Annotated in this window: 18 protein-coding genes and 2 pseudogenes; 14 read left to right on the forward strand and 6 right to left on the reverse strand. The window is 73.7% G+C overall.

Annotated elements, in window-relative coordinates; all coding sequences use genetic code 11:
- Position 1 precedes the first annotated feature (1 nt).
- Positions 2 to 2,251, forward strand: coding sequence for an alpha-xylosidase (gene yicI / locus ABZ318_RS23725; protein WP_356904469.1), 2,250 nt, complete (start codon positions 2 to 4; stop codon positions 2,249 to 2,251).
- 621 nt (positions 2,252 to 2,872) lie between these two features.
- Positions 2,873 to 3,340: a pyridoxamine 5'-phosphate oxidase family protein gene (locus ABZ318_RS23730; RefSeq protein WP_356904470.1), complete on the forward strand. Its 468-nt coding sequence runs from the start codon at positions 2,873 to 2,875 to the stop codon at positions 3,338 to 3,340.
- A gap of 2 nt (positions 3,341 to 3,342) precedes the next feature.
- On the opposite strand, the pseudogene ABZ318_RS23735 reads toward ABZ318_RS23730, so the two are convergent.
- Together ABZ318_RS23735 and ABZ318_RS23740 are read right to left on the reverse strand one after the other, a co-directional pair.
- Positions 3,343 to 3,684: pseudogene (locus tag ABZ318_RS23735) on the reverse strand (nuclear transport factor 2 family protein); the annotation flags it as partial.
- Between the two features lie 167 nt (positions 3,685 to 3,851).
- The gene (locus ABZ318_RS23740) at positions 3,852 to 6,740 is read right to left on the reverse strand and encodes a glycoside hydrolase family 3 C-terminal domain-containing protein (protein ID WP_356904471.1); all 2,889 of its coding nucleotides are present in this window, start codon (positions 6,738 to 6,740) and stop codon (positions 3,852 to 3,854) included.
- A gap of 337 nt (positions 6,741 to 7,077) precedes the next feature.
- Between ABZ318_RS23740 and ABZ318_RS23745 the strand changes: the two genes are divergently transcribed.
- The 5 genes from ABZ318_RS23745 to ABZ318_RS23765 are packed head-to-tail and all read left to right on the forward strand — an operon-like array spanning position 7,078 to position 15,111.
- Positions 7,078 to 8,835 carry an extracellular solute-binding protein gene (locus ABZ318_RS23745; RefSeq protein WP_356904472.1) on the forward strand — a complete coding sequence of 586 codons (1,758 nt, stop codon included), beginning with the start codon at positions 7,078 to 7,080 and terminating at the stop codon, positions 8,833 to 8,835.
- Between the two features lie 38 nt (positions 8,836 to 8,873).
- Positions 8,874 to 9,866 (forward strand): ABC transporter permease subunit, encoded by a 993-nt coding sequence (locus ABZ318_RS23750; RefSeq protein ID WP_356904487.1) that lies wholly within the window; start codon positions 8,874 to 8,876, stop codon positions 9,864 to 9,866.
- Positions 9,863 to 10,780 carry a carbohydrate ABC transporter permease gene (locus ABZ318_RS23755; RefSeq protein ID WP_356904473.1) on the forward strand — a complete coding sequence of 306 codons (918 nt, stop codon included), beginning with the start codon at positions 9,863 to 9,865 and terminating at the stop codon, positions 10,778 to 10,780. The genes ABZ318_RS23750 and ABZ318_RS23755 overlap by 4 nt, the downstream gene beginning before the upstream one ends.
- 36 nt (positions 10,781 to 10,816) lie before the next feature.
- On the forward strand, positions 10,817 to 12,808 hold the full coding sequence (locus ABZ318_RS23760; protein ID WP_356904474.1) for a beta-galactosidase: 1,992 nt from the start codon (positions 10,817 to 10,819) through the stop codon (positions 12,806 to 12,808).
- Positions 12,805 to 15,111 (forward strand): glycoside hydrolase N-terminal domain-containing protein, encoded by a 2,307-nt coding sequence (locus ABZ318_RS23765; RefSeq protein ID WP_356904475.1) that lies wholly within the window; start codon positions 12,805 to 12,807, stop codon positions 15,109 to 15,111. Before ABZ318_RS23760 ends, ABZ318_RS23765 begins: the two co-directional genes overlap by 4 nt.
- A gap of 4 nt (positions 15,112 to 15,115) precedes the next feature.
- On the opposite strand, the gene ABZ318_RS23770 is transcribed toward ABZ318_RS23765, so the two are convergent.
- The gene (locus ABZ318_RS23770) at positions 15,116 to 16,135 is read right to left on the reverse strand and encodes a LacI family DNA-binding transcriptional regulator (protein ID WP_356904476.1); all 1,020 of its coding nucleotides are present in this window, start codon (positions 16,133 to 16,135) and stop codon (positions 15,116 to 15,118) included.
- Between the two features lie 268 nt (positions 16,136 to 16,403).
- On the opposite strand from ABZ318_RS23770, the gene ABZ318_RS23775 reads away from it, so the two are divergent.
- Positions 16,404 to 16,706, forward strand: a complete 303-nt coding sequence (locus ABZ318_RS23775; protein WP_356904477.1) for an antibiotic biosynthesis monooxygenase — start codon at positions 16,404 to 16,406, stop codon at positions 16,704 to 16,706.
- 17 nt (positions 16,707 to 16,723) lie between these two features.
- Here ABZ318_RS23775 and ABZ318_RS23780 read toward each other — a convergent pair whose 3' ends face one another.
- Positions 16,724 to 17,743, reverse strand: a complete 1,020-nt coding sequence (locus ABZ318_RS23780; RefSeq protein WP_356904478.1) for an alcohol dehydrogenase catalytic domain-containing protein — start codon at positions 17,741 to 17,743, stop codon at positions 16,724 to 16,726.
- The gene (locus ABZ318_RS23785; RefSeq protein WP_356904479.1) at positions 17,740 to 18,894 is read right to left on the reverse strand and encodes a mandelate racemase/muconate lactonizing enzyme family protein; all 1,155 of its coding nucleotides are present in this window, start codon (positions 18,892 to 18,894) and stop codon (positions 17,740 to 17,742) included. The genes ABZ318_RS23780 and ABZ318_RS23785 overlap by 4 nt, the downstream gene beginning before the upstream one ends.
- Positions 18,895 to 19,135: 241 nt before the next feature.
- Between ABZ318_RS23785 and ABZ318_RS23790 the strand changes: the two genes are divergently transcribed.
- The gene (locus ABZ318_RS23790) at positions 19,136 to 19,906 is read left to right on the forward strand and encodes an IclR family transcriptional regulator (RefSeq protein WP_356904480.1); all 771 of its coding nucleotides are present in this window, start codon (positions 19,136 to 19,138) and stop codon (positions 19,904 to 19,906) included.
- 130 nt (positions 19,907 to 20,036) lie between these two features.
- On the opposite strand, the gene ABZ318_RS23795 is transcribed toward ABZ318_RS23790, so the two are convergent.
- On the reverse strand, positions 20,037 to 21,290 hold the full coding sequence (locus tag ABZ318_RS23795) for an ROK family protein (protein ID WP_356904481.1): 1,254 nt from the start codon (positions 21,288 to 21,290) through the stop codon (positions 20,037 to 20,039).
- A gap of 143 nt (positions 21,291 to 21,433) precedes the next feature.
- On the opposite strand from ABZ318_RS23795, the gene ABZ318_RS23800 reads away from it, so the two are divergent.
- From ABZ318_RS23800 to ABZ318_RS23820, 5 genes and pseudogenes are all read left to right on the forward strand, one after another.
- A complete protein-coding gene (locus ABZ318_RS23800; RefSeq protein WP_356904482.1) occupies positions 21,434 to 22,339 on the forward strand; it encodes an SMP-30/gluconolactonase/LRE family protein in 906 nt (301 codons plus the stop codon).
- A gap of 36 nt (positions 22,340 to 22,375) precedes the next feature.
- The gene (locus ABZ318_RS23805) at positions 22,376 to 23,014 is read left to right on the forward strand and encodes a bifunctional 4-hydroxy-2-oxoglutarate aldolase/2-dehydro-3-deoxy-phosphogluconate aldolase (protein ID WP_356904483.1); all 639 of its coding nucleotides are present in this window, start codon (positions 22,376 to 22,378) and stop codon (positions 23,012 to 23,014) included.
- Positions 23,011 to 23,988 carry a sugar kinase gene (locus ABZ318_RS23810; protein WP_356904484.1) on the forward strand — a complete coding sequence of 326 codons (978 nt, stop codon included), beginning with the start codon at positions 23,011 to 23,013 and terminating at the stop codon, positions 23,986 to 23,988. The genes ABZ318_RS23805 and ABZ318_RS23810 overlap by 4 nt, the downstream gene beginning before the upstream one ends.
- A gap of 79 nt (positions 23,989 to 24,067) precedes the next feature.
- Positions 24,068 to 24,820: an SDR family oxidoreductase gene (locus tag ABZ318_RS23815; RefSeq protein ID WP_356904485.1), complete on the forward strand. Its 753-nt coding sequence runs from the start codon at positions 24,068 to 24,070 to the stop codon at positions 24,818 to 24,820.
- A 30-nt stretch (positions 24,821 to 24,850) separates the two neighbouring features.
- Positions 24,851 to 25,282: pseudogene (locus ABZ318_RS23820) on the forward strand (D-galactonate dehydratase); the annotation flags it as partial.

The following is a 25,282-nucleotide window of genomic DNA, read 5'->3' on the forward strand; positions in this document are numbered from 1 at the left end:
CATGAAGTTCACCGACGGCTTCTGGCTGATGCGCGAGGGCGTCCACGCCTCGTACGCCACCGAAGTCCGCGATCTGCGCACGGAAGCCGACCGCTTCACCGCCCACGCCTCCGTCAAGCACGTCGCCACCCGGGGCGACACCCTGAACTCGGCCCTCCTGACCGTGGAGTGCCACGCGCCCGCCGAGGGCGTCATCGGCGTCCGCGTCACCCACCACGCCGGAAAGGCCCACCGCGGCCCCGACTTCGCCCTCGACGCCTCCGGGAACGGCGCGGGCACGGTACGGGCCGACGGACCGGTCACCGAACTCGCCTCCGGCCCCCTCCGATTGCGCCTGGACCGCTCGAAGCCCTGGGCCCTGGAGTTCCGCGAGGCCGACGGCCGCCCCCTCACCGAGGCCGGCCGCAAGGGCACCGCCTTCGTCACCACCCCCGACGGCGCCCACCACATGGCCGTCCAGCTGGCACTCGGCGTCGGCGAGCAGGTCTACGGCCTCGGCGAACGCTTCACGCCCTTCGTGAAGAACGGCCAGAGCGTCGACATCTGGCAGGCCGACGGCGGCACCAGCAGCGAACAGGCCTACAAGAACATCCCGTTCTACCTCTCCTCCCGCGGCTACGGCGTCTTCGTCGACCACCCCGGACGGGTCTCCTTCGAGGTCGGCTCGGAAGCCGTCGGACAGGTCCAGTTCAGCGTCGAGGACCAGACCCTGCAGTACTTCGTCATCGCCGGCCCCACCCCGAAGGAGGTGCTCACCCGCTACACGGCCCTCACCGGCCGCCCCGCGCTCCCGCCCCCGTGGTCCTTCGGCCTGTGGCTGACCACCTCCTTCACCACCCCGTACGACGAGGAGACCGTCACCTCCTTCGTCGACGGCATGGCCGCACGGGACATCCCGCTCTCCGTCTTCCACTTCGACTGCTTCTGGATGCGCGAGTACCAGTGGTCCGACTTCCGCTGGGACCCGGCCGTCTTCCCCGACCCGGAGGGCATGCTCGCCCGCCTCAAGGCCCGGGGACTGCGCGTCGGCCTGTGGATCAACCCGTACGTCGCGCAGAAGTCGGCGCTCTTCGCGGAGGGTGCGGCCCGCGGTCTCCTCGTCCGTCGGCCGAACGGCGACATCTGGCAGTGGGACCTGTGGCAGCCCGGCATGGCCCTGGTCGACTTCACGAACCCCGAGGCCCGGACCTGGTTCCAGGACAAGCTGCGCCCGCTGCTCGCGCAGGGCGTCGACTGCTTCAAGACCGACTTCGGCGAGCGGATCCCCACGGACGTCGTCTGGCACGACGGCTCGGACCCCGAGCGCATGCACAACTACTACACCCAGCTCTACAACCGCACCGTCTTCGACCTCCTGGAGGAGGAACGCGGCACCGGCGAGGCCGTCCTCTTCGCCCGCTCCGCGACCGCCGGCGGCCAGCGGTTCCCCGTCCACTGGGGCGGCGACTGCTGGGCCTCCTTCGAGGCCATGGCCGAATCCCTGCGCGGCGGCCTGTCGCTCTCCCTGAGCGGCTTCGGCTTCTGGAGCCACGACATCGGCGGCTTCGAGGGCACGCCGTCCCCGGAGGTCTTCACCCGCTGGCTGGCCTTCGGACTGCTCTCCTCGCACAGCAGACTGCACGGCAGCGACTCGTACCGGGTGCCGTGGGAGTTCGGCGACGAGGCGGTCGACGTGGCACGGAAGTTCACCCGCCTCAAGCACCGCCTGATGCCGTACCTGTACGCGGCGGCCGTGGAGGCCCACACCACGGGCGTCCCCGTCATGCGGCCCATGCACCTCGAATTCCCGCACGACCCCGCCTGCCGCACCCCGGACCGGCAGTACATGCTCGGCCCGGACCTCCTCGTCGCACCGGTGACGAGCCCCGGCGGCGAGGTCGAGGTGTACGTCCCCGAGGGCGAGTGGACCCACCTCCTCACCGGCGAGACGGTCACCGGCCCGGGCTGGCGCCACGAGACCCACGCCCTCGACAGCCTCCCCCTGTACGTCCGCCCCGGCGCCGTGCTGCCCCTGGGCGCCGACGACACCCGCCCGGACGGCGACTGGCTGAACGGCCTGACGCTGCTCGTCTTCCCCGGCGCACCCACGGGCACGACGACCACCGTCACGGTCCCCGACCACCACGGCGCCCCGGCCGCCGTCTACACGGTGGAGCACACGGAGACGGGCCCGACGGCGACGGCCACGGGGACCGACCTGCCGTACGAGGTACGGACTCCGGGACCCGGAGGCGCGGAGGACGGGGACTGACCTGGAGGCACGAAAGGCGGGGACCGACCCAGAGGCGGCCTGGCGTGACCGCATGAGCGACGACACCACTCGCACCACCCCCGTCCGGGCCGACCTCGGGGCTGCACCACCGTCACGCCTGCCTCGCCAGGGCCCGGGCGCGCCGTACGGTCATCGGGACGCTCCAGGACGGGTGTCCCCCGAGGCCGGCCCCGCACTTCGCATGGTGCGGGGCCCCCTCGTCTCAACTCCCGTACTGCTGCTGAGCCTGGGCATCCGCTGCCGCCTGAGCCGCAGCCGCTGCTTCTCGGTCCCTGCGCTGGCGATCCTGCTCCTGCTGGAACTCCCAGTCGAGCCGGCGCCTGTTCTCCTCTTCCCGTCGGCGTCTTTCCTCTTCGCTCCGAGCGTGCTGCGGATCGGTCATCTGTTTCCTCTCCCACGGTGTCGACGGAGTCGTCATTTCCTGACGATGGGGGAGGGCACGGTCCGGCGGCAAGGGGGCGATCCGGCCGGTCGTGAGTCTGCCGCGCCCTTTCCGGGAGCGGGCGGCGGGGTGGCGGCGGCCCGGTGCCTGAGGCGCGCCGACGGCCGGGAAACCCGGTGCCGGCGGCGGGCCAGGACCGCCGGAGTAGGGTCGGCCGCATGACCGAGAACGAGGGGACGCCGCGCGACACCGCGCAGCGGAAGAAGGACGTGCTCGCGCGGCTGGAGAAGGAGGTGGACATCTGGGTGGCGTCGGCCGACGGCGACGGGCGGCCGTACCTCGTGCCGCTCGCCTTCCTCTGGGACGGCGAGTCCGTCTGGTTGTGCACCCGGAGGACCAACCCCACCGGGCGGAACCTCGCCGCCGGGGGCCGCACCCGGCTCGCGCTCGGGCACACCCGGGACGTCGTCCTCATGGACGGCGAGGTCACGACCCACCCGAGCGACGACGTACCGGTCGCGGCGATCGAGGCCTTCGCCGCGAAGTCGGGGTGGGACCCCAGGAAGTCCGGTCCCGCCTACGTCTGGTTCCGGGTCCGTCCGGTGGCGGTGGAGGCCTGGATCGAGGAGCCCGAGATCGTGGGGCGGCACATCATGCGGGACGGCGTCTGGGCGGACGGGGCCTGAGCTCAGGAGTGCCGGTGGTAGGCCTTGTTGGCGATGAGCCAGCCGCCGTCCACCCGGATCAGCAGGAACACGTCGGTGAAGGTGTCCGCCCCGTGGCGGAGCGTCATCGTCGCGGTGGCGACCGTTCCGTGGACCCCGACGGCGTCGACGCCGCGGGTTCGGGTCGGCTCGTCCGGGGCCGGCCGGCCGGGGAAGAGCGCGCAGTACTCGTCCAGGTCCCACGAGACGAACGAGCCGTCCCGGATGCCCTCGATGCGGGCGCCGGGCAGGAACGCGGCGCGGAAGTGCGCGGGGTCACCGGTGGCGTGGCCGCGCAGGTAGGCGTGGAGGGGTGCGAGCACGGCGGCGTCCGCCGCGCTCGGGTGCGCTGTGGTCATGCGTCCCAGCGTGGGTGATCGCGGGGGTCGCGACAAGCGAGGATCTCGCAGGCTCACCATGCGAGCCGCGCATGCCTCAGCGCCGGGGCCCGGCACCGGAACCTGCCGGTGCCGGGCCCCGGCGGTCGGTCCCGTCAGCCCGCGAAGCCGATGTGCGCGAGGCGCACGGACCCGTGCAGCCGGACCCGGAGGTCCGTCACGTCCTGGAGGTGCAAGGCGGCGCCCAGCGTGCGGTAGGCGTACGGGCCACCCGTCGGCGCGACCTCGATCCGGGCCAGGAGGGTGCCGTCGGCGAGGGCCAGTTCGACCGTGCCCTCGCCCGCGACCGCCACGGCCGCCTCCGTCACCCCGTCGACGAAGTCGCAGGAGCGGTAGAGGAGTTCGCCGCCGCCTTCCGGATCGGCGGGCGTCACCGCGTCGCCCGCGACCTTCGTGCGGTCCACGATGACCGTGCCGGACTGCTCGTCGTAGTCGGCCGCGGCGATGCCGTCGACCAGCACCGGGCGCGGGCCCGCCGCCTCGCCGCCCACCTCGACGCGGACCGTGCGCCGGATGTCCGCGCTGGACGCGCCCGCCTGGATCTCGTACGCCCCCGGCTCCACCGCCCACCGCCCGTGCGCCACGTCCCAGTACCCGAGGGCCGGGACGGGGAGGGTGAAGGAGAGGGCGGCGGAGGCGCCCGGGGCGAGTGGGATCCGCTCGTGGGCGACCAGTTCGCGGTGCGGGCGCGGCACGGAGGGCGCCACGGCCCGCGCGTACACCTGGACCACCTCGTCCGAGGCGACGGCGCCGGTGTTGGTGACCGTGCAGCCGATCCGTACCGTCTCCCCGTCGACGGCCGCCGACAGCTCCTCGTAGGCGAACGACGTGTACGACAGGCCGTGCCCGAAGGGGAAGAGCGGCGTCCCGTCGAAGTACAGGTACGTCTGGCGGCCGCCGATCACGTCGTAGTCGAAGAGGTCCGGCAGGTCGGCGTCGGAGGCGTACCAGGTCTGCGGGAGCCGGCCCGCCGGGGAGACGTCTCCGGCCAGGACCCGGGCGAGCGCCGTGCCCGCCGCCTGCCCGCCGTGCGCGGTCCACAGCACCGCCGGGAGCGTCCCGGCCGCCTCCGGCACGGCGTACGGGTAGGAGGAGACGAGGACGAGGACGGTGCGCGGGTTCGCGGCGTGCGCGGCCCGCCACAGCCGGTCCTGGTGGGCGGGGAGGCCGAGCGTCGTACGGTCCTCGGTCTCCCGTCCGTCGATGTGCGGGTCGTTCCCCGCGACCACGACCACCACGTCCGCCGCCCCGGCGGCCCGGGCGACCGCCTCCTCGCCCCGCTCGACCGTCTCCACCGAGAACACCTCGGCGGATTCCCGGTCGGCGGCAACCTTCACGCCGTCGGCGGCGACAGAGACGTGGCCACCCGTCCCGAGGTGCAGAAGGAGGTGACCGCCGTCATGGGCTTCGAGCCGGAAGGTCTCCTGGACCACCCAGCCGCCGGGCTCGTCCGCCGAGGCGCGCACGAAACCGTCCTCGGCCACCGACAGGTACCGGCCGTCGGGGGCCCGCAGCGTCAGCACCCCGCCGCCCCAGTCGATCAGGGCCAGCTCCGAGCCCTCGGCGTCGGCGGTCAGCGGCGGCAGGTCGGTCCGGCCCGCGACCAGCGCCGGATCGAGCGCGCCCCCGGTGTCCCGTACGGCTTCCCCCGGCCCCGCGTCGGGGATCCGCAGCAGGGAGCCGGAGGCGGTGCGCAGCCGGATCCGGTCCACGCCCTCGGCGAAGTCCACCCGGTCAGGACCGTAGCGCTCCCGCAGCCCGTCCAGGGGCGACGAGCGGTGGATCAGCTCCCCGCTGTACCAGTCCAGCTTGCAGGCGTCGCCGAGGAGACCGACCACCGCGATCCGGCCGGGCCGGTCCCCGAGCGGCAGGAGCGGCCCGGCCCCGCCCGCGCCCTCCCCGCCCGGACCCCCCTCGCCCGGCGGCTCGTTCCGCAGCAGTACGAGCGCCGCCTCGGCTGCCTCGCGGGCCAGCTCCCGGTGCTCCGGGGTGTCGAAGGCCGTCTCGCCCGCGTACGGATCGAGCTCCGGGTCGAACTCGCCGAGCCGGCACCGCACGGTCAGCTGCCGGCGCACCGCCCGGTCCACGTCCTCCCGGCCGATCAGCCCGCGGTCCAGGGCGCCGCGCAGCCGGCCCAGGATCACCGAGGCGTCCGTGCCGTGGTCGGTGAAGGAGTCGACCCCGGCCCGCAGCGCCGCCGCGACCGCCTCCTCGTGCGTGGCGAAGTACCCCTGGGACTCGGCCAGGTTGGAGGGGGCGCCCGCGTCCGAGCAGACCAGCAGGTCCTGGTCCGTCCAGCGCCGCAGCTCCTCCTCCAGATACGGGGAGAGGTGGTTCGGCCGTCCGTTGACCAGGTTGTACGCGGGCATCACCCCGGCGACCGCGCCCGCCTCGACGGCTCCGCGGAAGGCCCGCAGGTCGTACTCGTGCAGCACCCTGGGCCGTACGGAGGCCGAGGAGGTGTCCCGCGCGGTCTCGTTGTTGTGCGCGAGCCAGTGCTTGAGGACCGGGGCGGTGCGCCAGTACACCGGGTGGTCGCCGCGCAGCCCCCGGGTGTACGCGGTCGCGATCGCGGAGGTCAGGGACGGGTCCTCCGCGTACCCCTCCTCGCCGCGCCCCCACAGCGGGTTGCGCAGCAGGTTCACCGTCGGCGCCCAGACGTTGAGGCCGACCCGGTCGTCCTTGGCGCGCATCGCCCGCGCCTCCCGGGACACCGCCTCGCCGATCCGGCGCACGAGGTCCGGGTGCCAGGTCGCCCCGAGCCCCACGGACTGCGGGAACACGGTCGCCGGACCCATCCAGGCGACGCCGTGCAGGGCCTCCTGCCCGGTGCGGAAGGTGGCGATTCCGAGGCGCTCGACGCCGGGCGTGAACTGGTGGAGCAGCGCGAGGCGTTCGTCGGCGGTGAGCCGGTCGAGCAGGTCGTCGACCCGGCGGGCCACGGGGAGGGCCGGGTCACGGAAGGGCGGCCGGTGTGCGGTCACGTGCGAGTCCCTTGGCAGAGAGGCGGAGGGTGGATTTCGAAGCGCTTCGATGCTCTGTGGGCGGGGGGTGGGTGTCAAGGCGTGGATCCGTACCACTTCCCCTGTGCGGACCGGGTGTTGGGAGGCCCTGGAGGACTCGCCCGCGCCGAGAATCTCGGGAACGGCTCTTGCCGCGCCTGTGACGTTCACTTAACCTCGCAGCAATATCGAAGCGCTTCGACTCGATGGTCGACAGTGCCAAGGGTTCCGCCCCGCCCGCTCCACCTCCACCACCGCAGCCGCCCGGCGACCCCCCGGTCGTCGTCTGTCCTGGCGCGTGCCATGAAGGGTTGACGCAATGACGCCGAACGCCGTCTCCACGGGCTCCCGGAGATCCACCCCGAGCGCCTCCGGGCAGAGCCACGAGGGACCCGGGCAGAGCCACGGGGGATCCGGGCAGAGCCGCCGGGGCTTCCTCGCCTCCACCGCCGTCGCCGCGGCGGCCGTGGCCGGCGGCGCACCGCTCCTCGCGGCCTGCGGCGGCGGCACGGACACCGGGAAGAAGGACGGCACCACCAGCGGAAAGGACGCGGCGAAGCTCCTTCCCGCCTTCGTGGCCGGCACGGTCGTCGCGCCCGACGTCGCCCCGGAGAACGGCTCCGCCGCGGGCTTCACCCGCGCCGTCCCGACGGCGCAGCTGAAGGCCTCCGTGCCCGCGAAGAAGGGCAAGGGCACCGCCCTCACCGTCATGGCGCCGCTCTGGGGCACCCCGCCGTCACCCGGGAACCCGTACTACAAGGCCATGAACGAGGCCATCGGCACCGACGTCACCTGGCAGAACCAGGACGGCAACACCTACGACCAGAAGCTCGGCGCCGTCCTCGCCTCCAGCGACATCCCCGACGTGGTCGTCGTCCCCGGCTGGAACCTCGGCGGCAAGATCCCGAGCGCCATCGACGCCAAGTTCGAGGACCTCGGACCGTACCTCTCCGGCGACAAGGTCAAGGCCTACCCCAACCTCGCCGCCATACCCACCGACGCCTGGCAGCGCTCGATCTTCGGCGGCAGGCTCCGCGGCCTGCCCATGCCCGCCTCGTACGTCACCAACATCGCGCCCTTCTACCGCAAGGACCTCTTCGAGGCGAAGGGCTGGCAACCGCCCAAGAGCGCTGACGAGTTCCTCGACCTCGCCAAGGAGATCACCAGCGCCAAGGCGAAGGTGTGGGCCTGCGACGACCTGACCTGGACCGCGTACAACATGTTCGGCGTGCTGTCCGGCAGCGACAAGGCCCTCGGCTGGAACCTCGTCGACGGCAGACTGGTCAACCGGATCGAGACGCAGGAGTACCTCGAAGCCCTGGAGTGGACCCGCAAGCTCTTCGACGCCGGGGTCGTCCACCCCGACGCCAAGGCCCAGAACCAGGGCGACGCCGGCAACCGCTTCACCGCCGGACAGGTCATGATCTACAACAACGACCTCTCCCACTGGTACGCCAAGACCTCCGAACAGGCCGCGCAGAACCCGAAGTTCGCCATGGCCGCCATGGACGTCCCCGGGCACGCCGGCGGCGCGCCGAAGCTCTGGGCGACCAACCCCGCCAACATCTGGGCCTTCGTGAGGAAGGGCAGCTCCAAGGCCGTGATCGAGGACGTCCTCGCCATCGCCGACTTCACCGCCGCGCCCTACGGCACCAAGGAACGGATGCTCACCGACTACGGCGTCGAGGGCGTCCACCACACGGTGAAGGACGGCCTGCCCGTCAAGACCGACGCGGGGAACCTGGAGGTCAACAGCTCCTGGATGTTCGTCGCCAGCCCCGCCCCGTACGTCGCCCACCCCGACACCCCCGAGGTGACCCGGGCCATGGTCGAGTGGCAGCAGCGCATGGGCGCCGTGACCGCCAAGTCCGCGTTCTACGGCATGACCGTCACCGAACCCTCCCGGTGGACCGGCCTCATGAACGACTTCGAGCAGCTGGAGAAGGACGTCGTCCGCGGCCGCAAGAAGGTCTCCGACATGCAGCAGGCCGTCTCCGAGTGGAAGAGCAAGGGCGGCGACCAGCTGCGCGACTGGTACCGGAAGCTCCTCGACACCACCGGCTCCGCGGCGAGCTGACGGTGAGCACGCTCGACACGAAGACGGCGGACCCGGCCGTGGCATCCTCCGAGGACCACGGCCGGGCCCGCAGCCACGACCGCGACCGTGGCCGTCCGACCGGGAGGATCCCCCTCGCCCGCCGGTTCCGGCGCGACCGCACCCTGCTCCTCATGACGCTGCCGGCGCTCGCCCTGGTCGTGGTCTTCAACTACGTCCCGATCCTCGGGAACGTGGTCGCCTTCCAGGACTACGACCCGTACGTCTCCACCAACGGCGTCACCGCCATCCTGGAGAGCCCCTGGGTCGGCATCGCCCAGTTCGAACGGGTCTTCTCCGACCCGGGGTTCTGGCACGCCGTCGAGAACACCCTCGTCTTCTTCCTCCTCCAGCTGCTGCTCTTCTTCCCCGTGCCCATCGCGCTCGCCCTGCTCGTCAACAGCGTGCTGCGCCCCGGCGTCCGCGCGGTCGTCCAGGCCGTCCTGTACCTGCCGCACTTCTTCTCCTGGGTGCTCGTCGTCACCGTCTTCCAGCAGATCCTGGGCGGCGCCGGCATCATCGCCCAGACCCTCCGGGAGCACGGCCACGAGGGCTTCGACCTCATGACCGACCCGGAGGTCTTCAAGTTCCTCGTCACCGCCGAGGGCATCTGGAAGGACGCCGGCTGGGGCCTCATCGTCTTCCTCGCCGCACTCGCCGCCGTCAACCAGGACCTGTACGAGGCCGCCGCCATGGACGGCGCCGGGCGGTGGCGCCGCATGTGGCACGTCACCCTGCCCGCGCTGCGCCCCGTCATCGCGCTGCTCCTCGTCCTGCGCGTCGGCGACGCGCTGACCGTCGGCTTCGAGCAGCTGCTGCTCCAGCGCGACGCGGTCGGCCCCGGGGCCGCCGAGGTCCTCGACACCTTCGTGTGGTGGACCGGCCTGCGCAGCCAGGACTTCAGCTACGCGGCCGCCGCCGGACTCGTCAAGGGGGTCGTCGGCCTGGCACTCGTCCTCTCCGCGAACAAGGTCGCCCACCTGATGGGCGAGCAGGGGGTGTACCGGAAATGACCCGGCCGCGCACATCACGGTGGGCCGCCCCCGCCCGCCCCGTCTGGGAGGAGCCGCCCGGCCGGGCCGGGCTCGCCGCCAAGGGCACCGTCCTCGTCCTCGCCTGCCTCGCCGTCCTCTTCCCGCTCTGGATCGTCGTCGTCACCAGCCTCTCGTCCAAGAGGACGATCACGGAGACCGGCGGCCTCGTCATCGTCCCCCGGGACCTCACCTTCGTCGCCTACCAGGAGCTGCTGAGCGGCGGCCAGGTCACCCGGGCGGCGATCGTCAGCGTCGCCGTCACCGCCGTCGGCACCCTGTTCTCGATGACCGTGTCGATCCTCTGCGCGTACGGCCTCTCCCGACCCGGCTCGCTCGGTCACCGGTTCATCCTGCTGGCCCTCATGGCCACCATGTTCTTCGGCGCCGGACTGATCCCCACGTACCTCCTGGTGCAGACCCTGGGACTCACCGACACCTACCTGGCGCTGATCCTGCCGAGCGCCGTGAGCGTCTTCAACATCCTGGTCCTGCGCGGCTTCTTCATGGGGATCTCGCCCGAACTCGTCGACAGCGCCCGCATCGACGGCGCCGGGGACCTGCGCATCCTCCGGCAGATCGTGATGCCGCTGTCGAGGGCGGTGATCGCCGTCATCACCCTGTTCTACGCCGTCGGCTACTGGAGCGCCTGGTTCAACGCCTCCCTCTACCTCAGCGACCAGAACATGATGCCGCTGCAGAACGTCCTCATCCAGCTCGTCCAGAAGCAGGAGATCCCGGTCGGCCTCGGCCAGGCGGTCAAGGCCGGGAACCTCTCCGGGCTCGCCGTCCAGATGGCCGTCATGGTCCTCGCCCTGCTCCCGGTCGCCGTCCTCTCGCCCTTCGTCCAGAAGCACTTCAGGAAGGGCATGCTCACCGGCGCCGTCAAGGGCTGACCCCCAGCACCCCCGTACCCCCTACCGGAGAGTCCGATGCCGAGCCTCGACGACCTGACCCGCCCGCCCGGCCGCCCGCCCCGCCTCCTGTACGGCGGGGACTGGAACCCCGAGCAGTGGCCCGAGGAGACCTGGGCCGAGGACGTCCGGCTCATGCGGCGCGCCGGGGTCGACTCCGTCACGCTCGGCGTCTTCTCCTGGTCACGCCTCGAACCCGCCCCGGGAGCCCGCGAGTTCGACTGGCTCGACCGGCTCATGGACCTCACGCACGAGAACGGCATCGGCGTCGTCCTCGCCACCCCCACCTCCTCGCCCCCGCCCTGGCTGGGCCGCCTCCACCCCGAGACGCTGCCCCGCGACGAGGACGGCAGGACCGAGTGGTGGGGCTCGCGCCAGCACTTCTCCCACTCCAGCGAGGCCTACCGGCGCCACGCGGCGGCCATCACCGAGGACCTCGCCGCCCGCTACGCCGACCACCCGGCCCTCACCATGTGGCACATCAACAACGAGTACTGCACCCACGACTGGGGCGACGAGGCCGCCCGCACCTTCCGACGCTGGCTCCAGGACCGGTACGGCACCCTCGACGCGCTCAACACCGCCTGGGGCACCGACTTCTGGAGCCAGCGGTACGGTGACTGGGCCGAGGTCCTGCCACCGCGCCGCGCCCACTACCTGAAGAACCCGGCACACGTCCTCGACTTCCGGCGCTACACCTCCGACCTGCTCCTGGAGTGCTACCGCGCCGAACGCGACATCGTCCGCCGCCACACCCCGCACCTCCCCGTGACCACCAACTTCATGCCCTTCTGGTCCGGCCAGGACGGCTGGGCCTGGGCGGCGGAGGAGGACCTCGTCTCCGTCGACGTCTACCCCGACCCCCGCGACCCCCGGGGCGGCCAGTACAACGCCATGATCGGCGACCTGACCCGCTCCCAGGCCGGCGGCCGCCCCTGGATGGTGATGGAGCAGGCCGCCGGAGCGGTCAACTGGCGGGGCGTCAACCACCCCAAGCCGCCCGGCCTCAACCGCCTGTGGGCGCTCCAGGCCGTCGCCCACGGGGCGGACGCCGTCTGCTACTTCCAATGGCGCCAGTCCCGCCAGGGAGCGGAGAAGTTCCACTCCGGCATGCTCGGCCACGCCGGGGAGCGGGGGCGCGTCTTCCAGGAGACCGTCCGCCTCGGGGAGGACCTCGCCCGGCTCAGCCCCCGCGTCGCGGGCAGCCGCGTCACCACCGACATCGCCGTGCTGCACGACTGGGACTCCTGGTGGGCCGACGGTCAGGACGGGGCGCTCTCCCGCCGCGTCGACCACGCCGAGATCGTCCGCGCCTGGCACCGCGCCCTCTTCGACGCCCGCCTCCCCGTCTCCTTCGCCCACCCCCACCACGACCTCACCGGCCACCGGCTCGTCCTCGTCCCCCACCTCCACCTCCTCGACGACACCGCGATCGACAACCTCACCGCGTACGTGCAGGGCGGCGGCACCCTCGTCTGCGGCTTCCTCACCGGCATCGTCGACCAGGACGGCCGGGTCCGCCCCGGCGGCATGGACCCCCGCCTCCGCGCGCTCCTCGGCATCGACCTGCTCCAGGAGTGGTGGCCGCTCGACGAGGACGAACGCGTCGACTGCGGCACCTTCCACGGCACTCTCTGGTCCGAGGAGCTCACCCCCGCGGCGGGCGCGGAGACCGTCGCCGCCTACCGGGGCGGCGAGCTCGACGGGCTGCCCGCCGTCCTGCGCAACGGCCGCGCCTGGTACGTCTCCACCCTCCCCGAACCCGAAGCCCTCCGCGAGCTGCTCGCCGCCGTCGCGCGCGAGGCCGGGACGCGCCCCGTCCTCGACGGCCTGCCCGAGGGCGTCGAGGCGGTCCGGCGCGGCGAGCTGCTCTTCCTCCTCCACCACGGCCGCGACCCGGTCACGGTGCCGCTGCCCGGCCGCCACCGCGACCTGCTCACCGGCACCCTCTCGACGGGGGCGCTGACGCTGGAGCGGTACGGGGTCGCCGTCCTGGAGGAGACCCCGTGACGCCCGACCCGGCGGGGCCCCCGGCGGGGCCCGACCCCGCGGCCTTCCACGGCCCCGTCCACGGCACCTGGGAGCCCGGACCCGCAGCCCGCTGGGAGGACGCCTTCCTCGCCGGCAACGGCCGGCACGGCGCCCTCGTCCTCGGCGACCCCGAGGACGACCCGGTGATCGTCACCCACCACACCCTCGTACGCCCGAACAACCCGCCCGCCGACACCAGGCCGCCCCGGCTCGCCGCCGCGCTCCCCGCCCTCCAGGACGCCCTGCTCGCCGGGGACGTGACAGCCGCCGAACGCTTCACGGACGGGCGGCCGCTGCGCTGGGTGCGGCCCTTCCACCCCGGCTTCCGGACCCGCGTCCGGCGCCCGCCCGGCGGACCGGCCCTCCCCGTCCGCCGGTCCGTGGACTTCACCACCGGGGTCGTCACCTGTCTGAGCGGGCAGCGGCGCAGCGAGGTCTTCGTCTCCCGCGCCGACGACGTCCTCGTCCAGTACGTCACGGAGCCCGGCCCCGCCGTCGAGATCGACCTCGACCACCGGCTGCCCGGCGTCCCCCCGGACCTCATGACCGGCCGGGGCGTCGCCACCGCCCGCCGGGAGACCGTCCTGACCCTGCGGGCCCGCTACCCCGACAGCCCGCTCGGCTACACCGGCCTCGCCCTCCTGCTCACCGACACCGGCCGCACCGCGGTCACCGCCTCCGGCGTCCGCGTCGAAGGCGCCCGGCGACTGCTGCTCCTCACCCGGGTGCGGCGCCACGAGGGCGAGCTCGACACGGCGGGGGAGACGGACGAACTGCGGGCGCTCCTCGGCGACGACCCCGACACGGACCCCGACACGGATCCCGACACGGACCTCGCCGCGCTCCACGCCCGCCTCCTCGCCCGGCACACCGCCCCGCACGGCGCCGCCTACCGGCGCGTCACGCTCGACCTCGGAGCGGACCCGGCGGAACGGGCCCTCCCGGGCTCCGCGCTCCTCGGCCGGCCCACCGCCGGACCCGCCCTCCTGGAGCGGCTCTTCGCCGCCGGCCGCTACCACCTGCTCTCCGCCTCCGGCACCCGTCCGCCCCGGCTCACCGGCCTGTGGACCGGCGACTGGGACACCGCCTGGTCCGGGGCCCACACCACCAACGCCAACCTCAACCTCCAGACCTCGTCCGCCGTCGCCGCCGACCTCCCCGAGGTGACGGAGGCGCTCGCGCGGCTGATCAGGGACCAGCTCCCGGACTGGCGCGACAACGCCCGGGAGATCTTCGGCGCCCGGGGCATCGTCGCCCCCTCCCACACGGACGGCGACTCGGGGCACACGTACCACTTCAGCCGCGAGTACCCCCTCCACCTGTGGACCGCCGGAGCCGACTGGCTCCTGAAGCCGCTCCTCGACCACGAGGAGGCGACCGGCCGCCGGAACCCGGCCGTCTCCGCCGCCCTCGCCGAACTCGCCCTCTTCTACGAGGACTTCCTCACCCGCACCCGGCCCGACGGGCGGATCGCCGTCGTCCCCTCGTACTCACCGGAGAACCGGCCGCGCGGCGGAAGCTGGGGCGCGGTCGACGCCACCATGGACGTCGCCGCCGCCCGGCACGCGCTGCGCGCCGCCGCCGACCGCGCCCCGGCACCCGACGCCGGGCGCCTTCGGGCGCTCGCCGACCGCCTCCCGCCGTACCGGGTCAACGAGGAGGGAGCGCTCGCCGAATGGGCCGCACCCGGCCTCGGCGACCGCTACGACCACCGGCACCTCAGCCACCTGTACCCCGTCTGGCCGCTCGACGAGATCAACCCGTACGACACCCCCGAGCTCGCGAAGGCCGCCCACCGCGCCCTCGAACTGCGGGGCAGCGAGAACGACTCGGCCCACGGACACTTCCACCACGGCCTGGTCGCCGCCCGGCTCCGCGACCCGGCCCGCACCGACGACGCCCTCGGCCGGATCCTCGCCGGCGACCACTTCCACGCCTCCCTCATGAGCGCGCACTACCCGGGCCGCGACGTCTACAACGCCGACGCCGCGCACACCCTGCCGACGCTGATCGTCGAGGCCCTCGTGCAGTCCACGCCCGACCGGCTCGTCCTGCTGCCCGCACCGCCCGCCCGATGCCCGCACGGGCGGCTCACCGGCGTACGGACCCGGTTCGGCGCCCGCGTCGACCTCGATTGGTCGCCGGGGGAGTACCGGGCGGTCCTCCGCCCCGACCGCGACGCCGTCGTCGAGCTGATCGACCCGGCGGGCACGGTGTCCCGGCTCGTCCTGCGGGCGGGCGAGGAACGGGTCGTCGGTTCCGTGGGTTCCCTCGGTCCCTGAGGGGCTACCGAGGGGGCGGCGGGCCCGAGCTGTCCCGTACGGTCAGGGCGGGCGTGAGGAGTTCGACCCCCGTGGCCTCGTCGTCGTCGGGCCGGGCGAGACGGCCGATCAGCCGCTCCACCGCCCTGCGACCCAGCTCCTGCGCCGGGATCGCCACCGAGCTGAGGGCCACCGAGGCCTGGGCGGCGACCTGGTCGGCACAGACCGCGACCACCGACACGTCCTCGGGCACGGCCCTGCCCGTACGCCGGAGCAGCGCGAGCAGCGGCTCGACGGCCGTCTCGTTCTGCACGACGAAGGCGGTGACGCCGGGCCGTTCGTCGAGGATCCGCGCGAGCACCCCCGCCACCGCGTCGTGGCCGCCCTCGCACGGCCGGTGCAGCAGCCGGACGCCGAGCTCGGCCGCCCGGTCCCGCAGCCCGCGCAGGGTCCGCTCGGCGAAGCCCGTGTGCCGCGCGTACACCCCGGGGGACTCGCCGATCACCGCGACCTCCCGGTGCCCGAGGCCCGCCAGGTGCTCCACGCACAGGGCACCGGCCGCCGCGAAGTCGAGATCGACACAGTTCAACCCGGCCGGATCGGCGGGGAGTCCGACCAGGACGGACGGCGGGCCCGCCGCGCGCAGCACGGGCAGCCGCTCGTCGTCGAGCTGCACGTCCATCAGGATCACCGCCTCGGCGAGACCGCTGCCGGTGACCCGGCGAAGCGCCGACGGCCCCTCCTCGCCGGTGAGGAGCAGGACGTCGTAGCCGTGGGCGCGGGCGGCCGTGGCGACGGCGACCGCGATCTCCAGCATCACCGGCACGTACATGTCGGTGCGCAGCGGCACCATGAGCGCGATGATCCGGGACCGGCTGCTGGCCAGCGCGCGGGCGCCCGCGTGGGGCTGGTAGCCGAGCCGTTCGATGCTGGCCCGCACCCGCTGCCGGGTGGGGTCCGAGATGGGCCGCTTGCCGCTGAGGACATAGCTCACCGTGCTCGCCGACACTCCGGCGTGCCGGGCAACCTCGGCAAGGGTGACCATCCGTTCTCCCCGTGGCCAGGACGGTGGTGCGTCCATGTGAATCGCTTCGACGCGGCCCGTCGAGTGATCGCTTCGGCGACCCGAGCCGACCGTAACGCGGGGGAGTTGAGGTGTCCAGACTGCGGGCGGCGCGATGTCGAAGCGCTTCGACGTGGAACGTGACCCTCGGGTCGTCTGAACCGTTCAGTCTTGACGGTGAACTGGTCGGTATAGTTCCCTCCTTCCCGGGGCGGCGCGGGCCGCCGGCCGGGACGAAGGGGGCGGAGAGATGTTCGCGGTGGTGTACCGGTGGCGGGTGAGGCCGGGCAAGGAGCAACTGCTCGCCGACGGCTGGCACCGGGTGACCGTGGCGATCCACCAGGAGTGCGGCAGCTACGGCTCCCGGCTCCACCGGGCGGACGACGGCACCTGGGTGGCGTACGCCCGCTGGCCCGACCGCGAGACGCGGGAGAAGTGCGGGGCCCCCGACCCGGAGGGCGAGGCGATGATGCGCGAGGCGATCGCGGAGTACTTCCCCGAGACGCGCCTCACCCTCGTCGACGACCTGCTCGCCGAACCGGAGGCCGACTGAGGGACGGGGCACCGCGCTCAGGGGCGCAGCAGGACCTTGCCCGTGTCCGGATCGCCGCCCACCAGGGCGAGCGCCTCGCCGAACCGTTCCAGCGGGAACTCGTGGGTGACGAGCGGGGCCGGGTCGAGCAGCCCCAGGGAGAGGGCGCGGACCGCGTCGGCCCAGGCGGCCGAAGGGGCGCCGAAGACGCTGCGGATCTCCAGCTGGCTCACGGACAGGTGGACCGGATCGATCCCGGTGGCGTCCGCCCCGAACATGCCGGTGAGCACCACCCTGCCGCCCCGGCGGGCCAGCAGGCAGGAGGAGGCCGCCGTGGTGGGCGCCCCGGCGGTCTCGACGACCAGGTCGAAACGCCCGGCGTCGCCCTCCGCCTCCTCCGGCGTGAGGGCCCGGCCCGCCCCGAAGCCCAGGGCCCGCGCCGCCCGTTCGGTACGCGGGTCCACGACGGTCAGTTCGGCGGGGGAGCGGGTGGCGAGCCACTGGACGGCGAGCAGCCCGAGCGTTCCGGCGCCCACGACGGCGATCCGCTCGCCCGGCCGCGGCCGCCCCGCCCGTACCGCGGCCGCGACGACGGCGGCCGGTTCGACCAGGGCCGCGGCCCGCGGGTCCACCCCGTCCGGCAGCGGGTGCAGCAGCCGGGCGGGGACCACCAGGTGGTCGGCGAAGGCTCCCGGCTCGGTGAAGCCGGTCTCCGCGTACCCGGCCGTGCACAGACTGGTCTCCCCGTACCGGCACCGCTCGCACGTCCCGCAGGCCCGGAAGCCCTCGGCGACGCACGGCCGGCCGAGCAGCGCCGCGTCGGCGCCGGGCCCGACGGCCTCGACGGTGCCGGACCACTCGTGCCCGGGGACCACCGGGTAGCGGACGTAACCGGGGGCACGGCGGCCCTCGTACAGTTCCCGGTCGCTCCTGCAGATCCCGGCGGCGGCGACCCGCACGCGGACCTCGCCCGGGCCGGGGACGGGAGGCTCCCGCTCGACGAGCCGGTGCTCACCGGGCCGGTCGACGACGACGGCGCGACTGGACGTGGTGCTCATGCCGGCCGCCTCCGTTCCCAGCCCTCGGCCCACAGGTCGAACCGGGCCCGCTGCTGCGGGAACTCGGCCGCTGCGTCCACGTCGAGCTCGACGCCGAGGCCGGGCGCGTGGGAGACCGTGAAGCAGCCGGTCTCCGGGTCGACCTCCGGCGCGCCGTGCACGACCTTCTTGATCTCCGCGTCGGCGAAGTCGTTGAAATGCTCCAGGACCTTGAAGTTGGGCGTGCAGGCGGCGAGTTGCAGGCTCGCGGCCGTGAGCACCGAACCGCCGACGTTGTGCGGGGCGACGAGGACGTAGTGCGTCTCGGCGGTGGCCGCGAGCTTCCTGGCCTCCAGGATGCCGCCGATGTGCCCGACGTCGGGCTGCACGATGTCCGCCGCCTGCGACTCGAACAGCTCGCGGAACTCGATCCGGTCGTGGATCCGTTCACCGGTCGCGATCGGCAGGTCCACCTTGTCGGCGACCTTCCGCAGGGCCTTGAGGTTCTCCGGCGGCACCGGCTCCTCCAGCCAGGCGGGCCGGAACGGGGCCAGTTCGCGTGCGAGCCGGACCGCCGTCGCGGGGGAGAAGCGGCCGTGCATCTCCACCATGAGCTCGGTGTCGGGGCCGATCGCGTCCCGGACGGCCTCGATCAGCGCGACCGCCTCCCGCGAGCGCTCGGCGTCCAGCTCGTAGTGGCCGTTCCCGAACGGGTCGATCTTCAGGGCGCGGTAGCCGCGTGCCACGACCCCGCGGGCCGCCGCGTGGTAGGCCTCCGGGGTGCGCTCGGTGGTGTACCAGCCGTTGGCGTAGGCCTTGACCCGGTCGGTGACCTTCCCGCCGAGCAGCTGCCAGACGGGCACGCCGAGCGCCTTGCCCTTGATGTCCCAGCAGGCCGTCTCCACCACCGCGATCCCGGACATGACGATCTCGCCGGCCCGCCCGAAGTCCCCGTACTTCATGCGCCGGACGAGGTCCTCCACGGCGAACGGGTCGGAGCCCGCGATGTGGTTCGCCTCCGCCTCGCGGAGGTACCCGACCAGGGCGTCGGTGCGGCCGAGCATGCGGGTCTCGCCGACGCCGGTCAGCCCCTCGTCCGTGTGGACCAGGACGTACGTCAGGTTGCGCCAGGGCGTGCCGACGACATGAGTGGTGATTCCCGTGATGCGCACGGTGTTTGCTCCCTTCGGAATGCCGGACGCCGCCCGGCGGGACGGGGGACGGGGGACGGGGGACGGGGGGCGGGGGACGGCGGGACGACTGGACAGCTAGACGGCGGGATGGCGGGACGGCGGCGTGACCGTGGACGACGGCCCACGGGGATGTCGACGGGAGCACGCCCGCGCTACTCTCTGTCCGCGATTTCGGTCGCGGTACGGAATATCGAACAGCGCGAGCGTGAGGTGGGGGGCCATGGGACGACTCGTACCCGCGGTGACCAGGGCATTCGACATACTGGAGCTCTTCCTCGAGGGCGACGGCACGCTGTCCGCCCCCGAGATCACCCGCAGACTCCGGCTGCCGCGCACCACCACCCACGAGCTGGTCACCACCCTGACCGCCCGCAACTACCTCGTCCCGGTGCCGGAACAGCCCGGCCGCTACCGGCTCGGCGTCCGCACGTACCAGCTCGGCAGCCGGTACGCGGAGCAGCTCGACCTCGCGGCCGAGGGCCGGGAAGTGGCCCGCGAGGTGGCGGACACCTGCGGCGAGACCGTCCACGTCGCCCTCCTGGAGGACACGGACGTCATCTACATCGCCAAGGTGGACTCCACCCACGCGGTACGGATGGTCTCGGCCGCCGGCCGCCGGCTGCCCGCCCACTGCACCGCCGTCGGCAAGATGCTGCTCGCCATGCTCCCGGAGGACGAGCTCGACGAGCGCCTCGAAGGGCGCGAACTCGTCGCCATGACGCCCCGGAGCCTCACCGACCCGGACGCCCTGCGGGCCGCCCTCGCGGAGATCCGGATCCTCGGGGTCGCCGTCGAGCAGCAGGAGTCCAACCCCGACGTCAGCTGTGTCGCCGCACCCGTACGGGACCGCTCCGGCCGGGTCGTCGCGGCGCTGTCCGTGTCCGTGCCGGTGCACCGCTGGAGCGAGGACCGGGAGAACGAACTCACCGCCCTCGCCGTCAAGGGCGCGGGTGAACTCTCGGCCCGGTTGGGGTATCGGGCGGGGCGCTGAGGCGGGGGTCGGAGGCTGTGTCCCGGCTATTGGATGCGAATACTGGATCCAAAATCCGGTATCCGTATCCAATCTCCAATAGCCAACCTCCCATGTCCCGCAGCCGACAGCCAAGCGTCGGCGGCCGTCGTCACGCACCCGCGTCCCGGCGTTCGCGCGGTTGGCGCATGCGGCTGACCGGGCCGAAGACCTCCCGGTCGTCGAGGAAGCCCTCCAGGGCGAAGGCGGCCGCGCCCCGCGTGACTGCGTTGTGCGGCACCGCGCTGCGCCGCAGGGTCGCCGCCCGGTGCGGCAGCGGCAGGACGTGCCGGGTGACCGCCTCGTACGTGGCGCTCAGCAGGCGCTCGCCGAGCAGGTCCACGACCTGGTTGCCGAGGACGAGCGCCCGGGGGTTCAGCAGGTTCAGCAGATTGGCGACCGCCGCGCCCAGGTGGCGCGCGGTCCGGTCGACGACGGCCTCGGCCACCGGGTCCCGCTCCGCCACCGCGCGGGCCAGGGCGGCGACCGTCGCCGCGTCGTCCGTCCCCGCCGCCCGCGTGTCGTCGGGGGCGAGTTCGCGCCAGGTCTGGGCGATCCCCCGGGTGCTGACGTACGCCTCCACGCAGCCCCGGTTGCCGCAGGTGCACAGCCGGCCGTCGACGGCGAGACAGGTGTGGCCCCACTCGCCGGCGCTGTTGGTGAAGCCCCGGTAGAGCCGGCCGCCGATCGCGATCCCGGCGCCGACGCCGGCGCGCAGGGTGACCACCACCAGGTCGTCGACCTCCCGCCCGGCGCCGAACCACAGCTCGGCGACCGTGCTGGCGCGCAGCGGGTTGTCGAGCCAGAGGGGCAGCCCGAGGCGCTCGTCGAGCAGGGACCGCAGCGGAACCTCGCGCCAGGACCAGTACGGGGAGTACGACGAGACGCCGCCCTCGCGCTCCACCATGCCCGGCACGCTCACGCCGGCCCCGAGGATCCGCTCGCGGGGCACGCCGGAGCCGTCCATGAGCTCCTCGACGCACGCGGCGAGCTCCTCCACCACGTCGGCGGGCCGGACCTCGCCCGGGGGGAGCGGGCGCTCGACGGAGTGCCGGACCTCCAGGGCCAGGTCGAAGAGCTCGGCGTGGACCGAGGTCTCGGCGATGTCGACGCCGATCAGCGCGCCCCGCTCGGCGTTGACCGCGAGCCGCGCGCGGGGCCGGCCGCCGCTGGAGTCCTCGTGGCCGGCCTCGACGAGGACGCCGGCCTCCAGGAGCTCGGCGGTGAGGTTGGCGACGGTGGCGAAGGAGAGCCCGGTCGCCGCCGCCAGGTCCTGACGGCTCATCGCGCCCGGCCCCGCGTAGAAGCGCCGCAGGACCTCGAAGCGGTTGAGGCGGCGAATCTCCTGCGACGTCCGCTTGATCATCTGTGCTGTCCTCCGCTCGGCCTGCCCGTCCACCCGAGATCTTATTCAAAGGGTTGGAAGAAGAGGAGGGCAGGTTATTTACAACCGTTAGACGAACCCGTAGTTTTTCTCGCGCCGCACCAGTCGCCGACCGAGGAGGCCAGATGCACCACCTCAGGGCCACACCCTGCTCCCCCCTGCCCGGACGCCTGACGGAAGGACCCGTCTGGGACGCCCGGCGCCGGGAACTGCTCTGGGTGGACATCCCCGAGGGACTCGTCCACCGGGCCGCCCTGACGACGGACGCGCACGTGCCCGACCTCGCACCCCTCGGCACCCTCCGCTTCGACCGGCCCGTCGGCGCCGTCCTCCCCTGCGCGTCCGGCGCCCTCCTCGCCGCAGCGGGCACCTCGTTCCTGCACCTGGCGGACGGCCGGCCCGTCACCGAGGCCGTCGAACTGGCCGCGCCCGTCCTCCCCGACGACGGCCTCCCGCGCCGCATGAACGACGCCGCCGTCGACCCCGCGGGCCGGCTCCTCGCCGGAACCATGGCGTACGACGAGAGCCCCGGTGCCGGCGCGCTCTACCGCCTCGACCACGACGGGCTCACCACCCTGCTCGACTCCGTCACCATCTCCAACGGCCTCGGCTGGAGCCCCGACGGCACCCGGCTCTACTACGCCGACAGCCCCACCGGCCGCGTCGACGTCTTCGCCTACGACCCGGAGACCGGCGCCCTGGGCGACCGCCGCCCCTTCGCCGTCCTCGATCGGGGCGTCCCCGACGGCCTCGCCGTCGACAGCGAGGGCCGCGTCTGGGTCGCCGTCTGGGGAGGCGGCGAAGTCCTCGCCCACAACGCCGACGGCACCCTCCACGCGCGCGTGGAGGTGCCCGCCTCGCACGTGACGAGCTGCGCCTTCGCCGGACCCGGGCTCGACGTCCTGGTCATCACGACGGCGTCCGTCGGCCTCGACGAGGACCGCCTGCGCGCCGAACCCGACGCGGGCCGCCTCTTCACCTGCCGCCCGGGCCCGACGGGCCTCCCGACCACGCCGTACGCCGACCACTGAGCCGCACCCCTCCCGTACCGCCACCAAGGAAGCCCCATGACCACCCCGTACGACGGGCTGCGTGCCGCCCTGGACGCCGTCCCCGTCATCGCGATCCTCCGCTCCGCCTCCGCCGACCGCTTCGCCGAAGTCACCGACACCCTCCGGGCGTCCGGTGTCCGCGCCGCCGAGTTCACGCTCACCACTCCCGGCGTGCTCGACGCCCTCCGCGAGTACGCCGCCGACGCCCCGCCCGGACTCGCCCTCGGCGCCGGCACGGTCACCACCCCCGCCGAGGCGCACGCGGCCGTCGAGGCCGGAGCCACCTACCTCATCACCCCGACCACCTCCACCGAGGTCATCGCCGAGGCCGTCCGTCTGGACGTCCCGGTGCTGCCCGGCGCGTACACGCCGACCGAGATCCTCACCGCCTGGCGGGCGGGCGCCACGATGGTGAAGCTCTTCCCCGCCGCCACCGGCGGACCGGAGTACCTCAAGGCCGTCCGCGCCCCGCTGCCCGACGTCCCCCTCGTGCCGACCGGCGGCATCGGCGCCGCCGACGCCCCCGCCTACCTCGCCGCCGGGGCCACCGCCCTGGGCATCGGCAGCCCCCTCGTCGGGGACGCCTGCGAGGGCGGCTCGCTCGCGGCCCTCACCGAACGCGCCGCCGCCTTCCTGGAAGGGATACGCGCATGACCGCGCCGACGCCCGGCCCCACCCCCGTCCCCGCTCCCGCCCTCGTCACCCTCGGCGAGGCCATGGCCGTCGTCGCCGCCACCGAGCCCGGGCCCCTCGCCTCCGGCGCCGCCCTGCGGCTCGGCTGGGCCGGTGCCGAGGCGACCGTCGCCGTCGGTGTCAGCCGGCTCGGCCACCCGGCGGCCTGGACCGGCCGGGTCGGCGCGGACGCGACCGGTGCGATGGTCCTCGCGGGTCTGCGCGCCGAGGGCGTCGACGTCTCCACGGCCCGTACGGACCCGGCGGCCCCCACCGGCCTGATGCTCCGCGAGCGCCGCACCGCCGACCGGCTCCGCGTCACCTACTACCGGGCCGGTCTCGCGGGCTCCCGGCTCGCCCCCGAGGACCTCGACGAGGAGCGGATCGCCGGAGCCCGGGTCCTCCACGTCACCGGCATCACCCCGGCGTTGAGCGCCACCGCCCGCGCCGCCGTCGAGCACGCGGTCGCGCTCGCCCGCGCCGCCGGGGTCGCCGTCTCCTTCGACGTCAACCACCGCGAACGGCTCTGGAGCCGGGCGGAGGCCGCCGACGTGCTCGCCCGCCTCCTCCCGTACGCGGACATCGTGTTCGCCGGCCCCGAGGAGGCCGCCCTCCTCGTGCCCGAGGACGAGCCCGAGCGGATGGCCCGCGCGCTCACCCGGCTCGGCCCCCGGCAGGCCGTCCTGAAGCTCGGCGCCGAGGGAGCCCTCGCGGTCGTCGACGACGAGCTCCACGTCCGACCCGCCGTCCCCGTCACCGCCGTCGACCCCGTCGGCGCCGGCGACGCCTTCGTCTCCGGCTACCTCGCCGCCGTCCTCGACGGCTCCCCGGCCGCGGAACGCCTCCGCCTCGCCGCCCTCTGCGGAGCCTTCGCCGTCTCCGTCCCCGGCGACTGGGAGGGCCTCCCGCGCCGGGCCGAACTCGACCTCCTCGCGGCGCAGGACATCAGCCGCTGAACCCCTCCGTACACCTCGCGGCGCAGGACACCGGCCGCTGCCCCCGCCCCGCACACCAGACCACCAGGAACCCACTGCCATGAACCGTTTCTCCGGACAGACCGCCGTCGTCACCGGCGCGGCCTCCGGCATCGGCGCCGCCAGCGCCGTCCGGCTCGCCGCCGAGGGCGCGGCGGTGCTCGTCTCCGACATCGCCGACGAGGCGGGCGAGGCCGTCGCCGCAGCCATCCGCGCCGACGGCGGCCGCGCCGCCTACGTCCGCTGCGACGTCTCCTCCGAGGCCGACTGGAAGGCGCTGCGCGAGGAGGCGCACACCCGCTTCGGCCCGGTGAGCGTCCTCCACAGCAACGCCTTCATCCACACCACGGCCGCCGCCCACGAACTCCCCGTCGCCACCTGGGACCGGGAGATGGCCGTCAACCTGCGGGCCCTGTACTTCGCCACCCGCGTCTTCCTCGACGACCTGCGCGCCGAGCGCGGCAGCCTCGTCGCCACCTCCAGCGTGCACGCCGGCTTCGGCCTGCCCGGCTACGCCGCGTACGCCGCCGCGAAGGGCGGGATGTGCGCGCTCGTCCGCCAGCTCGCCGTCGAGTACGGGCCCGAGGTCCGCTTCAACTCCGTGCTGCCGGGCCCGATCCTCACCGACGTGTGGAACGAGGTCGACGAGGAGGGGCGACGGCTCTCCGCCGACGCCACCGCCCTCGCCCGGCTCGGCCGTCCCGAGGAGGTCGCGGCCGCCGTCGCCTTCCTCGCCTCCACCGACGCCGCCTACATCACCGGCGCCGACCTGGTCGTCGACGGCGGCTGGACCGTCAAGAAGGACTCCAAGTGACATGGGCCCGCAAGTGAAGAAGGAATCCACGTGAAGATCACCGCTCTGCGCACCTACCTCGTCGCCCCCCGCTGGTGCTTCCTGCGCATCGACACCGACGAGGGCGTCACCGGCTGGGGCGAACCCGTCGTCGAGGGCCGCGCCCACACCGTCGCCGCCGCCGTCGAGGAACTCTCCGACTACCTGATCGGCCAGGACCCGATGAAGATCGAGGACCACTGGCAGGTCCTCACCAAGGGCGGCTTCTACCGCGGCGGCCCGGTCCTCTCCAGCGCCGTCGCCGGCATCGACCAGGCCCTGTGGGACATCACCGGCAAGGCCCTCGGCGTCCCCGTCTGGCAGCTCCTCGGCGGCAACGTCCGCGACCGCGCCCGGGTGTACAGCTGGATCGGCGGAGACCGCCCCGACGAGGTGGCGAGCGAGGCCCTGGCCCGCAAGAACGAGGGCTTCACCGCCATCAAG

Origin of the sequence: Streptomyces sp. NPDC006197 (assembly GCF_040613865.1) — a bacterium.
Lineage (GTDB): Bacteria > Actinomycetota > Actinomycetes > Streptomycetales > Streptomycetaceae > Streptomyces.

Excerpts from the sequence above, each read along its gene's own strand:
- ABZ318_RS23790 (WP_356904480.1), top strand. The coding sequence starts at position 19,136 with ATGGGACGACTCGTACCCGCGGTGACCAGGGCATTCGACATACTGGAG.
- ABZ318_RS23800 (WP_356904482.1), top strand. The coding sequence starts at position 21,434 with ATGCACCACCTCAGGGCCACACCCTGCTCCCCCCTGCCCGGACGCCTG.
- ABZ318_RS23775 (WP_356904477.1), top strand. The coding sequence starts at position 16,404 with ATGTTCGCGGTGGTGTACCGGTGGCGGGTGAGGCCGGGCAAGGAGCAA.
- ABZ318_RS23810 (WP_356904484.1), top strand. The coding sequence starts at position 23,011 with ATGACCGCGCCGACGCCCGGCCCCACCCCCGTCCCCGCTCCCGCCCTC.
- ABZ318_RS23795 (WP_356904481.1), bottom strand. The coding sequence starts at position 21,290 with ATGATCAAGCGGACGTCGCAGGAGATTCGCCGCCTCAACCGCTTCGAG.
- ABZ318_RS23770 (WP_356904476.1), bottom strand. The coding sequence starts at position 16,135 with ATGGTCACCCTTGCCGAGGTTGCCCGGCACGCCGGAGTGTCGGCGAGC.
- ABZ318_RS23780 (WP_356904478.1), bottom strand. The coding sequence starts at position 17,743 with ATGAGCACCACGTCCAGTCGCGCCGTCGTCGTCGACCGGCCCGGTGAG.
- ABZ318_RS23805 (WP_356904483.1), top strand. The coding sequence starts at position 22,376 with ATGACCACCCCGTACGACGGGCTGCGTGCCGCCCTGGACGCCGTCCCC.
- ABZ318_RS23745 (WP_356904472.1), top strand. The coding sequence starts at position 7,078 with ATGACGCCGAACGCCGTCTCCACGGGCTCCCGGAGATCCACCCCGAGC.
- ABZ318_RS23815 (WP_356904485.1), top strand. The coding sequence starts at position 24,068 with ATGAACCGTTTCTCCGGACAGACCGCCGTCGTCACCGGCGCGGCCTCC.
- ABZ318_RS23755 (WP_356904473.1), top strand. The coding sequence starts at position 9,863 with ATGACCCGGCCGCGCACATCACGGTGGGCCGCCCCCGCCCGCCCCGTC.
- yicI (WP_356904469.1), top strand. The coding sequence starts at position 2 with ATGAAGTTCACCGACGGCTTCTGGCTGATGCGCGAGGGCGTCCACGCC.
- ABZ318_RS23760 (WP_356904474.1), top strand. The coding sequence starts at position 10,817 with ATGCCGAGCCTCGACGACCTGACCCGCCCGCCCGGCCGCCCGCCCCGC.
- ABZ318_RS23730 (WP_356904470.1), top strand. The coding sequence starts at position 2,873 with ATGACCGAGAACGAGGGGACGCCGCGCGACACCGCGCAGCGGAAGAAG.